Annotated in this window: 12 protein-coding genes; 5 read left to right on the top strand and 7 right to left on the bottom strand. The window is 45.9% G+C overall.

What is annotated here, in order from left to right:
* Position 1 precedes the first annotated feature (1 nt).
* Complete coding sequence (locus AC4QZR_RS07240; RefSeq protein WP_494480288.1) at positions 2-805, top strand: cytochrome c oxidase assembly protein; 804 nt, start codon at positions 2-4, stop codon at positions 803-805.
* A gap of 480 nt (positions 806-1,285) precedes the next feature.
* On the opposite strand, the gene AC4QZR_RS07235 is transcribed toward AC4QZR_RS07240, so the two are convergent.
* A complete protein-coding gene (locus tag AC4QZR_RS07235) occupies positions 1,286-1,906 on the bottom strand; it encodes a GIY-YIG nuclease family protein (RefSeq protein WP_494480287.1) in 621 nt (206 codons plus the stop codon).
* A 233-nt stretch (positions 1,907-2,139) separates the two neighbouring features.
* On the bottom strand, positions 2,140-2,796 hold the full coding sequence (locus tag AC4QZR_RS07230) for a GIY-YIG nuclease family protein (protein WP_494480286.1): 657 nt from the start codon (positions 2,794-2,796) through the stop codon (positions 2,140-2,142).
* A gap of 86 nt (positions 2,797-2,882) precedes the next feature.
* Here AC4QZR_RS07230 and AC4QZR_RS07225 point away from each other — a divergent pair, with 86 nt between their 5' ends.
* Entirely contained in the window at positions 2,883-3,140 is a 258-nt protein-coding gene (locus AC4QZR_RS07225; RefSeq protein WP_494480285.1) for a helix-turn-helix domain-containing protein, read from the top strand.
* Between the two features lie 162 nt (positions 3,141-3,302).
* On the opposite strand, the gene AC4QZR_RS07220 is transcribed toward AC4QZR_RS07225, so the two are convergent.
* From AC4QZR_RS07220 to AC4QZR_RS07200, 5 genes are all read right to left on the bottom strand, one after another.
* On the bottom strand, positions 3,303-4,778 hold the full coding sequence (locus AC4QZR_RS07220) for an SNIPE associated domain-containing protein (RefSeq protein ID WP_494480284.1): 1,476 nt from the start codon (positions 4,776-4,778) through the stop codon (positions 3,303-3,305).
* A 158-nt stretch (positions 4,779-4,936) separates the two neighbouring features.
* On the bottom strand, positions 4,937-5,866 hold the full coding sequence (locus AC4QZR_RS07215) for a BRCT domain-containing protein (RefSeq protein ID WP_494480283.1): 930 nt from the start codon (positions 5,864-5,866) through the stop codon (positions 4,937-4,939).
* 379 nt (positions 5,867-6,245) lie between these two features.
* A complete protein-coding gene (locus AC4QZR_RS07210) occupies positions 6,246-6,911 on the bottom strand; it encodes an SOS response-associated peptidase (protein WP_494480282.1) in 666 nt (221 codons plus the stop codon).
* Between the two features lie 62 nt (positions 6,912-6,973).
* On the bottom strand, positions 6,974-7,567 hold the full coding sequence (locus AC4QZR_RS07205; RefSeq protein ID WP_494480281.1) for an SH3 domain-containing protein: 594 nt from the start codon (positions 7,565-7,567) through the stop codon (positions 6,974-6,976).
* A gap of 86 nt (positions 7,568-7,653) precedes the next feature.
* Complete coding sequence (locus tag AC4QZR_RS07200) at positions 7,654-8,847, bottom strand: HNH endonuclease (RefSeq protein ID WP_494480280.1); 1,194 nt, start codon at positions 8,845-8,847, stop codon at positions 7,654-7,656.
* Positions 8,848-8,962: 115 nt separating this feature from the next.
* Here AC4QZR_RS07200 and AC4QZR_RS07195 point away from each other — a divergent pair, with 115 nt between their 5' ends.
* From AC4QZR_RS07195 to AC4QZR_RS07185, 3 genes are all read left to right on the top strand, one after another.
* Entirely contained in the window at positions 8,963-9,670 is a 708-nt protein-coding gene (locus AC4QZR_RS07195; protein ID WP_494480279.1) for a hypothetical protein, read from the top strand.
* A gap of 1 nt (position 9,671) precedes the next feature.
* A complete protein-coding gene (locus AC4QZR_RS07190) occupies positions 9,672-10,529 on the top strand; it encodes a toxin-antitoxin system YwqK family antitoxin (protein WP_494480278.1) in 858 nt (285 codons plus the stop codon).
* Positions 10,530-10,828: 299 nt separating this feature from the next.
* The gene (locus AC4QZR_RS07185) at positions 10,829-12,313 is read left to right on the top strand and encodes a fibronectin type III domain-containing protein (protein WP_494480277.1); all 1,485 of its coding nucleotides are present in this window, start codon (positions 10,829-10,831) and stop codon (positions 12,311-12,313) included.
* Position 12,314: the final 1 nt, after the last annotated feature.

The raw sequence follows: 12,314 nt of genomic DNA, 5'->3' as shown, positions 1-12,314 counted from the left end.
CATGCATCTCTCATCCCATGCTTCCCATACTTTTCTCTTCTCAGAATGGGTCCCCTTGCTGATTATCGCAGCTGTTACTGTCGTATACCTGTATGCTACTCTGAAGGTAAATAACAGGAAAGTGGGCTGGAACCGGTGGAGAGCTTTCAATTTCATGTTCGGCATTGTATTGTTAGCCGTGGCCATGCTGCCTTCGCTTATGCAGTGGGCGCACCACGACCTGCGAGTTCATATGGCGCAGCACCTATTGATAGGTATGTATGGCCCTTTGTTCCTGGTCTTAGGGGCTCCTATTACGCTGGCCTTAATCGCGTTGCCCGTGGAGATCGCGAGAGGTGTTACGGCTGTACTCAGGAGTAAGATATTTTACTTTCTTAGTCATCCAGTCATTGCTCTTTTGCTTAACATGGGAGGGATGTATCTGCTATACCTGAGTCCGCTTTATGTATTGAATTTAAGCAATACATACCTGCATTACCTAATACACTTTCATTTTCTGGCTGCAGGCTACCTGTTTGCTTGGTCTATAATCGGTCAAGAATCGGTGCCTAAACGACCGGCCTTCATGGTCCGGTTATTCGTGCTCTTCGTGAGTATAGCAGCACACGCTTTCCTTGGTAAGTTTATGTACGCTTACCTGTACCCGCTAAACTCTCCACACTCAGGTACCCAAATTCAGCAAGCGGCCAAAATGATGTATTACTGGGGCGACCTTTCAGAACTGCTTTTGGCCATAGCCCTGTTTGGCATGTGGTATCAGAAACGATGCTCTAATGCTACAGCAGCGCCTCCTGCGCCATCATAATTTTTGCTATAGCTTTTACCTCACTTACTGCTTTATGTTTTGCGTAGCAAACCAAAGCCATAATGTGTTTGCAGTAGCCTGTCTATCTCGTTGCAGGCGCTGCCGAAATTTAGCTATGAGCCTAAACTTAAAAAATAGGTATTCGGCTGTGGCCAATAATTTTACTTTATAGAATTGGTGGGCTTCTTTGCTAAACATGGGTGTGGATAAATTTTCTTACCAGTTACATGTCCTAGTGTGCCCTTCATGATAAGTGGGGTAGTGGGGTATAGGGAGGAAATAGTAAAGATACCATAGGGAAATGGAAGTGGATATATACTGGAATGCAATTGTACTGGCATAGCAGAGGTATATTGTCATGGAAGTACCTCATGGGCAGGAACAGCAAATTATGAGCCTTGACAGAAACATGCAAATGGTGGTGTCCATGTAGAACAACTGAGACAATTACTTCTGTTGATTACACAAGTAAGTCGGATCTCACTTGAACAACGAAAGCTGGCTAGTATTATGAAGGCCAGTCTTCTTTCTAGCTATCCTCTCCTTCTGCATCCTTGCCTCCATCTGAGCTATCCGACTTGCGGTTTCTAAATGTTTCTCCTTGAAGTAGTCCCTGGATCCCTGAAGCTCACTAATCTGGCATTTAATGGCATTCATCCACACACTGCAGGTTGGGCATATCTGCGCATACAGGTCAAAATCTGGATCATTTAGCTTTTGCTTGATGAGTGGAATAAGTTGTAAGTTCAACTTTTCTTTACCCTCATAACCGCTCAGACCTAGTTTGTTTGTGCTGACATTGAAGCCATAGCCTGCATACGCGGCTCGGTGCTTTTGGATGTAATATGTTTCGCGTTCCTCCAATAGGCGTTCCTCGCAGTACTCCAAGACGCTAAATTCCATGTGCATGTGAGAGTGCTCCTGGGTGTACTCCTGCAGCATCAGGTTCGTATGCTTTCCCCTTTCAAGGGCTCTGCAGTGGTAGATGTAGCGCGTGTACAGGTTCACTGTCTTGCCGATGTAGATACGGCTGTCTATTGAGCTAGAAATTTTATAGACGCCGCTTGCGTTCTTTTGATCTTCAGGAACGTTAAATTCCATTGTGGTACAATTTAGAGTGATAGATTTTTGTTACTTTTTGATTGTTTGAACACATTCTATTTGCCTTCCTCCTATAAGCTAGACCTATATCTTATGCTCATGGACAGCCAAGAAGCTACATGGGCAATTCCTGCACTACTTCAAGGCTAAGGTGAATCGGGAATGAACGCCTTAGAATCTTGGTTTTTTATGGAAATAGCGGTAAAAGAGTGTATGCTTTTAGGCAAATCCAACTATTGTATTACAACTGGTGCGGAATCCGGATAAGTAAACAAACAGAGCTGTTTATATTGGGGCAGCACCGATCTTTGGGTCCTTGCTTTCAATTTTTTGTTGTCAGCCTTGGTCTTGGCTTTCTGAAGTTCAGTCTTGTATTCTTCTACCTTAGCGGCAAGGGCATAAAACTCTTTCGAAATGCCTCTATAGGCCTCCTCCAAGATTTGAACTCTGTCACGGTAGAAGTTCACCTCGGTGTGGTACTGCCTGTACTTGAGGAAGCCGAACTTCTCCATTAACGCAGGTATCAGGTGCGCATTGAGTTTGTACTCTTCCCCAAACCCTCTCATATCCGCCCCACCTGCAATGATGTTGAAACCGTAGCCTTGGAATAAAGCCAGATGTTGTTCTATATGGTGCAGCTCCCGCCAATGCAACATCTTCGTTTCACATAGCTCCACCAGGTTAAACTCAAAGATTTCTAGCGAATGCACGTTGACCAACTCCTGCATCAGCAGGTTGTCGTGGGCTCCGTTGCAGAAAGCTTTCCGATGGGTAAGATATCGGGTATATAAGTTTTTTGCTTTGCCAATGTAGACACGCTCATCCAGGGAGCTTTTAATCATGTAGATGCCGCTGGCTTTCTTTACCTCATCCGGTATATTAAACTTCATATGTGCTCAAGGATATATCAGCTATGAAAAATAATTGGATACATATATGATACCAGATAAGTGAGAATACTGTTTCACTTTTGAGGGTGAAAAATCCTACGGGCATACAGGCGTTCGGCTACCACCTCAGGAGGGTTCGTGAGGCACACGGCATGAGTCAGCAGGAATTGGCAGACCTAGCGGATATTTCCAAGCTAACGGTGCAGCGAGCTGAGAATGGTAAGTTTTCGATTACGTTGGATGTGCTCCTTTCTCTATCACGTGCCTTGCAGGTTCCACTGCCTGAGTTGTTAAATTTCCAGGTGCCAGAGCAGCCATTTTACGGCAACCAATCTTCAAACTAATATTGGGTTATGTTATTTACCGACGTTAAACAGTATAAAATAGGAAAGGAAGGTCATCGCCTTCCTTTCCTATTTTATACGCAACTCAATTAAGATGACTGCTCAAATGACACATGAATAGTCAATCATTGGAGTGGATCCGTCATGTCTGTGCATACAAGCTTAGAATAGCGATTCTGAAAATTCAACGGAAGTCAACATTGGCTCAGGTTCCTGCACAGGACCGCGAAGCAAGGCAAGTGTTTCTCTATACTCCCTTGCCTCGGCCAATTTAGTAAGATGAAGCTCTACCGTGGAGTGATTCTGGATCACTGCCGCTATTTCTTCCAGGCTGACATTAAAAAACTCTTTGCGGGTATTGATCATGTTTAGCCTCCTGTTATTAAAAACCTTGTGTAGCGTATACTCCAGGGTAGGAGCATCGTCGGAGTAAACCATGGCGTGTACATCAAACTCAAAGGGCACGGAGGCATCGCTGAGTTCTTTTACCCTGTCCAGTGGTTCAAGTCGGCGGGTCATGCCGATCTTGTACTTGTTCTCCCCAAATGAGCCGATGTTTGAAATGATATACACGTGACCGGACCTGGTGGTCTGGGCCCTGGAGATAGCCCGTTCCTTCGCCTCGTGGGCCTGCGCTAGCTTGAGCTGTAGCTCCAGTATCTGCCTACTCAGCTGTTCTACCTCATCACCTTGCGCCTTCTCAAGCCTTCTATGAGCTTGCTCTAAGGCTCTCTCAAACCGTCTTTCCTCATCCTCGGCCTCCTTCTGCGCTTTTTCAAGCTCCCTCTGTGCTTTCTCCTCTTCCCGCATTTGTTCGCGTATCATGCGCTGCTCCTCCTTTTCCTCGTACTTTTTAAGCTCCAGCTCGTGAGTCAGGTGGAGCTCGTCCAGTTTCAACTGTAGATACCCGTTGGTGATATGGGTTTGATTGGAGCTGCCGAGTTTATTGATTGCCTCATGGGCGCGCTTTATCCTTTCCTCAAAAAGGGTAATGTTGTTCCAGCGCACTTTGGCAATCAAGGAGTCAGACTCTCCGTTGAAGGCGCGAAGCATGAGCTTCATATACCGGCGAACCATAAGCTCTCCCTGCTTCTCGCTACCACCCACGGTCCAGGACGTGGTGCAAATTGCCGCCTTGTTCAGCTGGACAAGTTCTTTCTGCTTATTGAGTACCTGGGTTATTTTATCCTTGTAATCCTCCGAAGTATCCAGGTTGAAGATAGGGGTGTAGATGCCAAAGTCTATCAGATCCAGTCTGGAGTCATAAAGCCCCAGTTCATGCTCGAGCTTGGCCAGAAGCTCTTTCCCTGCTTGGTATTTTAACCTGAGCTCACCCGTTTCTTTTTCTATTTCAATGAGTTCCTTGTTCTTCGCCTCCTGGGCTTGAGCAATATCCTGCTGGATGTTGTTGAGGGTGGTGGCTTGAGCCTCAAACGCCTGATCAATCTCCTTCTGTACTGTGTTCAGCTCTTGATTCTTCGCGTCCAGGGCTTTCTCCATATCCGTAATGGGAGCGTATCGAGCAAGGGATAGCTGCAATTCCTGGATGTAGCTGCTTCTCTGCTGCAGCTTTTTAAATACGATAAATAAAGCTGCTCCAAGCGCAAGGATGATGAAGGAAGCAATGGCTAGTTCCATATTTTCAAGGTTAAGTTTATCTCACGGATGGTTTAAGTACTAGAAAGGGGTGGGCCTAAGGTAGACTAGGTGTGTATCTCCTAATCCAGCAGGCTAAATAATGGAACCCCTTGGTTATTCTTTTTGGTCTTGGATAATTGGTTTAGTAAGTCCCGGTTTCATTCGCCGGTCACATACTTCGTGTCTTCCAGTAAGTCCCAGAAATCGAACTCATGTATGAGGGTGATGTTTCGCCCTTGTTTGCGCATTTTAATGGCGTTCTCCACTTTGCGGCCATAGCAGGCGAAGGCATAGCAGGGATTGCCGCTGTCCCCTACAACCAGGTAATCGGTTTTCTGAGTCACATCTTTGTGAATCGACCCGCCCAGCTCACCGATCTCCTGCTCCAGCTCTTTCCTGGTGCCTCTGCTGAAGAGGCCTGTCAGGCAGAAGGTGCTGCCATCGAATGTTACCCTGGGGTTGGATGTGCAGAGACCGCTAATTTGGATGGAGGAGATGTGGGAGTTTATCTTTTGTGTGAGCGCTTGGTCATTTAGCAGTACAAATTCATTGAAGTAAGCCATCAGCCGCGTTCGCTCCTGGTCATCAATCTTGCCATCTGCCAGAACGTTGTTTACCAGGGTATTGATTTCATCATAGGGGTAGTAGGAGTTTAGGTGCTCGTGCTGCTCCAGCCACCTGTTCAAGGCTTGAACTTCTGTGTCCCGTATCACCCCATCCGAAAGAATGCCATGGCACAGCCCCTGCAGCGTTTGCAGGTCTGCCGTTGCCACGTCATAGAAAGCAAGGTTATGATCGGAGGAGTACCGATCACAAAGCCAGAACAGATCCTCCATCAGTTCGACCCGGTTACCACGATCTTGGATGGCCGCTTGGATGGTCTGCATCAGATTTTTAAAAGGGTTGCGATTGATGAGATCCTGATGCTTTTCACACCAGAGCAGCAGTTCGGTTAACTCTGTGCCATTGACTTCATTGTCTGAAGCGATACCCATCAGAAGGCCTTTTAAAGAGTTGATGGCCTTATCCATTTCACTTTTGCCTGTGTGTTTTCTGTAGCTGAGGCTCTTGTATTGTTCTGTTTCCATAGGTGGTTAGATTATTTCCTGTTAAGTGGAATAACAATATATATAATGTATTTAATTTAAAATAAAATTTATGCTATTTTTTGCAAAGATCTGAATAGCCTGCCCCCGAGTACGCTTTGAACTACTTCAGGAGCCCGTTGAAAATCAAAAAATAATTACGGGTCTTTGTTTAGATATCTCCTCAGGAAAGTGTGGGGGTAGCTTGGGTAAATGGAAACGGGTTGGGTTAGACGGGGTAGGTTGGTTTTGCGTAGGGGCTTTTGCTATGGCTGTCGACAGTCGAGCTGGTTTTTTAACAAGTGATTGAGGAATTTAACCCATGGCATCTACTTTAACCGATATGCAGGATTCAGCTTCAATATCTGCCGAATCACGTTACCTATAGAGAATTAATAACTTCTGGAGTATTATTCAGCAGTGAGTTCACTAACATTGAGACAGGATAGGCTTTCATCTCCTGGGCTGCATATGGATGTAGCAGGGAGAGCAGTTCCTGTTGTGAATCATTCTCGTCCAGCCATAGTTCTTCTGCCTCAGAAGAGAGCATCACAGGCATGCGGTCGTGGATCGGCTTTACCACTTCGTTTGCTTCCGTGTTGATGATCGTGAATGTATGCAGCACTTCGCCTGTCTCTTTATCAGCCCACTCGTCCCACAGGCCAGCAAAAGAGAATAACTCTTCGTTCTTAAGCAGGATTCTGTAAGGCACCTTGCCATGGTCGGTAACCTGCCATTCAAAGAAGCTATTAGCTGGTACCAGGCACCTCTTCGACGTAAGCAGCTTGTGGAAAGAAGGCTTTTCTGTAAGTGTTTCTGCCCGTGCATTGATCGAGCGCTTCACTGCTTTGGCATCCTTGGCCCAAAAGGGCTGCAAGCCCCAAGAGAAGAACTGCAGCGTATCAGGCTGGGTATTAGTCACTACAGGCAGCGCCTGGCTCGGTGCTGCGTTGTAGTGCGCTTCCTTTACCTTTAGGTGCTTCTCTAGAAGCGTTGCCGCCCTAGAGTTACCCTTTGCCTTTGGTAAAACAGAGTATCTTCCACACATCGCTAATATTGTTTAGTACTTGCAGTCAGAGTTGTTGCTAGATTAAACGTGTAAAGTTCAGCTTAGTAGCAAATCTTGCAAGGATCCATTTCACTTTGGGCTTGCTTCAGGGGAATCGGATCTACAGAAGCACTGCAACGGTTAAGACCACGACAGTTGGGGCTACTGTGATATTTAACTACGTTCCCGCTGTTGCAGAAGTAGACAGATGATCCTTTGGCCTTTGCCACAGTTCTGGCGCTGGCTCTGGGAGTGACATCAGGCGATTGGCTAATGGAGGCATGATATACGCGCTCTGGGTTTTGGTACGCAAAATCAAAATCTACACCTTCAGCAGTGACCTCTTCCAGGCTAGATACTAAGTATGTTGATTTTACAAACCCTATTGTGCCATTCACGCTGATCTGGTTCCATTCCCCGTCTTCCTCCAGTAAAGTGACCCTGCTTGGGGCCTTCAAAGCCATGATAGCCTTGGCGTCAGTAGATGGGTTCTGGCGCACATTCAGCTTAGTGGCATTCACATACATCGGAACTCCAGTGGAAGGAACTGAAGCGGCGATTGAAGCTTCCACATGGCTTGCGGTTTCCTGTGCTGCTACAGAAGTAGACACTAAAAGGATGAATAATAAGAGGTGGAATGGGTAGAGCTTTTTCATGCTTAGTGATTGGATGAAAGTATAGGTTTCAAATTTCTACTATCAGTCTTTAAGCAGTATATCATAGAGTTTTACTGCTTCTTCCGTTACGTTGGCTTATCTACAAAGACCTGCTTTCTATGATATTCCAGGTAGGGTATATTCTCATCAAACACCTTTCTTAATTTCAAGTCAGGTGAAACACCTAAGGAGCTATAAGTTTTTGTAGAAAGCTGCTTGGATAAAAGGACTGAGCCATCATCTAAAAAGCTGATATAACCTTTATCGAACAAAGAGTCTAGGTTTGGTGCCAGAAGTAGACCGTTGTATGGGTCCAGTCGCTCCCTATTGTCGGAGTCTTTCCAAGGCTTTATGTGGGAGGCTATTAGAACTTCTGGAAGATTAAGGGCCGTTACAGCGCAGGTCTTCCACAAGCTAACTAAGTTCTGTCTGTACACACCCTGCCCAACTCGGCTTGAGAGCAGTGCCTGACGCATAGTAGGCCCGCCTGTTGCCTTAAAGTTTAATTTAGGGACTGTGTTGTCATCATCTTCTTCCTCAGTGTTTCCTATGATTCTGAAAACAGCTTCCATCGGGGCGTCAGCATGCTCGGTGTAGTTTTCAAGCTCAATAAAGCCTTTATAGGTGAAATCTGAGCGGTGCTCGTCTCGGAAAAAGAGATGGATAGCATCTCCGTTTGGAGATGATTCAATTATTCTTCTGTTGTTTGCTCCCTTTTTTTCTCCCTCCCAGTACAAGTAGTCGTCGCTGATGTAGTTGACATATTGGGTATAGGAGGCTGGCTTGTCCTTGGTAACAAACAGGATGATCAGGTTAGTATTGGCAGGAGTTATTATGCCACGGCTTATGGCTTCACGTCCTCCATATCCCCACATGGAAGCGAGCAGATCTCGGTCGTAATTGCCGCCAACTAAAATATTCTCAAAGTTTACATTTATCCTGTTGCTGCTTTGTATAGGAGTTTTGCTGGATATAGCAACCTTGCTCCCAGACGACGGATCGCAGGTCTTACACGCTTTTGAAATGCTCTTGAAGTTTGGTTTCTCCTGGCTCAACCAACTTTCTATCTCAGCTACAGCACTAGCCCCTAGCTTGATGTACTCTCGCTCAGTGTATCCCCCATTGACTATGCCATTTGTGGTAGCTATGTGTGGGCATCCAGAAACATGGAGAACAGAGTAGTTGGTATTCTTCCTTCTTTCTGTGTTTACCACATACGCCATCGGATTTTGCTGCATCCAAAGCAGATAAGCAGTGTCGTTGTTTTCAAAAACTTCCATTATTTATCGAACCCTAAAGGTAGTTGCTGTTTCTAGCAGTAATAATGCAAAATATAGCTAAATATAAATATATTTGATACCACAGCCAAAGGGCTGATAGTCATTTCTAGTCTATATGAAGTCATACAGAAACAAACAAGAGGGATTCAAAGAGATCCAGAAAAGCGCATTGAAGGTAACCCTGCCTCTTCTCGTCCTGGCAATAGCTGTAGGTTTTGGGATCAGCTTTTACAATACTGACAGTAGTGATTTCAGTACTCTACCCTTCATGCTGTTACTGGGATGCGTGACTGTTGGATTTGGTATGTACAAAGGGCTGAGCAGGCAGCGTAATTTATTCAACAGCTACACCTTGACTGTGGGCGAGGACTTTGTGCAAAGAGAGCAGTACAACACGCCAACTGTAACAGTCAGTAAGGCTGAAATAAAGGAGATTGTGCGGTACCCTAATGGCAGCTTGCTTATTAAGGGCAATAACCCAACAGATGCCATTGTGGTAAGCGCACATGTGGAAGACTACGATGACCTGGTGGCAACCCTTCATGAGTGGAGGGAGATCAGGAATCACGAGACGTCGGCGCAACAGAAGTGGTTAGTACCCGTCATAGTGGGCGGGCTAGTACTGATGGCAACCGTTTACATTTCCACCAATAAATACCTGGTGCTGGTTTCCGGAACAGCGTTAGTGGCAGGCCTGATATGGTCGGTCTATCAGGTACAGGTAAGCAAGAACGTGGACCGGAAAACAAAGAGAGGCACCTGGTGGTCAATAGTGGTCATTGTTTCTGTATTGGGTATTATGTACGCAAAGCTGGTGGCGTAACATGAGATACCTGCTTCTGTTCTGCTTATTTATCTTGTCACTAGCTGCCTCTGCACAGGTCATTGATACAGTTACTTACTATCCCAATGGCAACCTTAAGGCCAAACGTGTTGTGAGGAATGATGAGGTTGTACAAGAGTTCGTGTATCTGGAGAACGGAAGCAGAAAGCACAGGTGGGACCTGGACAAAAATGTGGTATACTCTTACCACTCCTTTGGAGACACAGGGGACTCATCAGCCACATACTTCAAAGAACGAAGCCCATCTTACACCATCTATCAGTACTATGGCGACAGCCCGAAGCTGTTTTTTGTGGAGCGGTATCACAACCACATCAGGCACGGGCAGGCACAATACTTCCACAGAAACGGACAACTCAAAGCAGCGGGTAAATTTGAAGACTGGAAGAAGGTGGGTTTCTGGACTTATGGTGATGAAAGCGGAAGGCGGGATATCCAGTGGCACCTGATCAACCAGGGTTTCAATGAAGAAGGGCTATCGATATTTTACACAATCCTACCTTTTCTGCTGACGGTCCTGTTTCTTGTAACAATGGGTGTTCATCTAACGAGGAAAGGGCTGTACCCGGTCTTTTACAATCTGGTGGCCATATTACCCTTCGCTTTGTTTGCTTTTGGGTTATTAGCAGCCGCAGTGCGGGGGGAGGGTTTCTTTATCATCATAGGCACGGCAATTGTAGCCTTGGTAATATTGAGCCTGATCAACGTGGTCTGGGCGAGAAAGCTACGTGTGAGGCGCTATATGAGCCTGTTGCTCTTCTTTGCAGGATTGTTCTTTGGGGTGTTCCTTATCTGGCTGAAGGTGATAAGTGCGATTGCCGGAGCCGTTGTCATGTAATACGTGGTAAGCAGGTGTTTTCTTATCAGAAGAAATCCAAATAATGACTGGTGTTTGTTTTGAAACCTCCTGTTAGAGGATTGGGGTGCCTGAGGGAAGTTAAAGTGCTTTTAGTCGACTGATTAGGTCAGGATTTTAAATCAGTTCGGTGTTTACTTCTGTGATTAGGAAACTTCTATATTCCTTTATAGAAGTTATGAAACTGTACTATATTAGCAGCATACTTGCAGCAGAACAATGTCTCTGAGTGGCATACATTAAAGGTGTCAAAATTCACAGCCCTCCGAAAATAAGCTTTTATGAAGCATTCCCATAATGCACTACTACTGATCCTGTCGGTTTTCTTTCTTTCGATAAGCTGCTCAGAGTACAAGTCTGAAATTCCTGAGCCCGCACCTGAACCCATCAACGGCGCTCCACTCGCCTTTACCGTGGAAGTATCGGGTATTACTAAAAACTCTGCCCAGATAAAATGGTCCAAGGCTACTGATCCTGAGAATGACAAGGTAACCTATTCAGTAGTGCTCGTGGGAAAGGAAGTGGCTGCATCCCTGGATTCAACCAAACACTTAGTTGGCAACCTCACGCCCGAGACTCGGTATGATGGATATATACTGGCTAAAGACACACGCAATAACTCTACCCGCACCGACTTCTCCTTTACCACAGATGATGCCTACATCAAGTTCAACAAAAAATTCGCAAAGGATGGGGCAGCGTCCATAGAAGCTGTTAGTGAAACCTCTGACGGGGGGTACGTACTGGCGGGTTCCACCTATGATTATAGCCATAGCCTCTGGGTTACGCTCATCATGAAGATTGACTCATTAGGCGGTGAGCAGTGGAGTATGACCCATGACATGAGCTCAGCGTCCAGGAAAGTCGCAATGACAAAGACAAAGGACGAGGGATTCATTATCACGACTAATAAGTCACTGCTGAGGGTAGACCCTCAAGGTAGGCGAATATGGCAAACAGCACTGGATAAGGACATCGTCATCAAGTCAGTGCTAGAGACTGATGACAATGGTTTTGTTGCAGTCGGTCATTTAGGAGAGACCAAGCATGTTGCTGAGAATATCCGGACGCAGGCGATAATGGTAAAGTTCGATGCTGCTGGAAATGCAGTATGGGAGAAGATGTATGGTACGACCCTGTATACAAATGGGACGGATGTACTACAGATCCCATCGGGGGGATATTTGATGTTGGTAGAAAAAGAAACTACTGGCATAGGTAATAGAGATGAGGCGTATAGCGGGAGGATGAACATAGACTTTGGGCTGATACAGACGGACCCCCAGGGGGTTGTCGTCTGGGAAAAAACTTACGGGGACAACAGGTACGATTTTGCCGAACAGCTGAAAGCGACACGGGATGGTGGCTTCGTCATTGCAGGTAGCAGCTGGGGGACTTATGACTTTAGCGAAATGCGTGTCATCAAAGTGGATAAGGATGGAAATGGGCAATGGGAGCAGTCATTCAATAATGGCCACTCGTTTCAAACCAATGCAATTGCCTTGACCGATGACGGGGGGTATGCCATGACAGGATATTTGAAACCCAATTCTGGCAGTAGTTTCTACCTTGGTTTCTATAAGCTTGGCGCAAGCGGCGAAAAGCAGTGGGAGAAAAGTTACGGAAAGAATTTTCACTGGAACTACGGAAGCGATTTGATTCAAACCCCTGACAAAGGCTTTATCGTTGCAGGTTACTCAGCTCCTTTAAATGAAAAGGCACAGGTCTGGGTTTTGAAACTAAACCCTAGTGGTGAATCTGAGTAAT

Source organism: Pontibacter sp. YIM B11418 (assembly GCF_059278805.1).
Note: the sequence above shows the minus strand (reverse complement) of the source record. Positions and strands in the feature narration are given on the sequence as shown.

Excerpts from the sequence above, each read along its gene's own strand:
- AC4QZR_RS07240 (WP_494480288.1), top strand. The coding sequence starts at position 2 with ATGCATCTCTCATCCCATGCTTCCCATACTTTTCTCTTCTCAGAATGG.
- AC4QZR_RS07235 (WP_494480287.1), bottom strand. The coding sequence starts at position 1,906 with ATGGAATTTAACGTTCCTGAAGATCAAAAGAACGCAAGCGGCGTCTAT.
- AC4QZR_RS07230 (WP_494480286.1), bottom strand. The coding sequence starts at position 2,796 with ATGAAGTTTAATATACCGGATGAGGTAAAGAAAGCCAGCGGCATCTAC.
- AC4QZR_RS07220 (WP_494480284.1), bottom strand. The coding sequence starts at position 4,778 with ATGGAACTAGCCATTGCTTCCTTCATCATCCTTGCGCTTGGAGCAGCT.
- AC4QZR_RS07215 (WP_494480283.1), bottom strand. The coding sequence starts at position 5,866 with ATGGAAACAGAACAATACAAGAGCCTCAGCTACAGAAAACACACAGGC.
- AC4QZR_RS07210 (WP_494480282.1), bottom strand. The coding sequence starts at position 6,911 with ATGTGTGGAAGATACTCTGTTTTACCAAAGGCAAAGGGTAACTCTAGG.
- AC4QZR_RS07205 (WP_494480281.1), bottom strand. The coding sequence starts at position 7,567 with ATGAAAAAGCTCTACCCATTCCACCTCTTATTATTCATCCTTTTAGTG.
- AC4QZR_RS07200 (WP_494480280.1), bottom strand. The coding sequence starts at position 8,847 with ATGGAAGTTTTTGAAAACAACGACACTGCTTATCTGCTTTGGATGCAG.
- AC4QZR_RS07195 (WP_494480279.1), top strand. The coding sequence starts at position 8,963 with ATGAAGTCATACAGAAACAAACAAGAGGGATTCAAAGAGATCCAGAAA.
- AC4QZR_RS07190 (WP_494480278.1), top strand. The coding sequence starts at position 9,672 with ATGAGATACCTGCTTCTGTTCTGCTTATTTATCTTGTCACTAGCTGCC.
- AC4QZR_RS07185 (WP_494480277.1), top strand. The coding sequence starts at position 10,829 with ATGAAGCATTCCCATAATGCACTACTACTGATCCTGTCGGTTTTCTTT.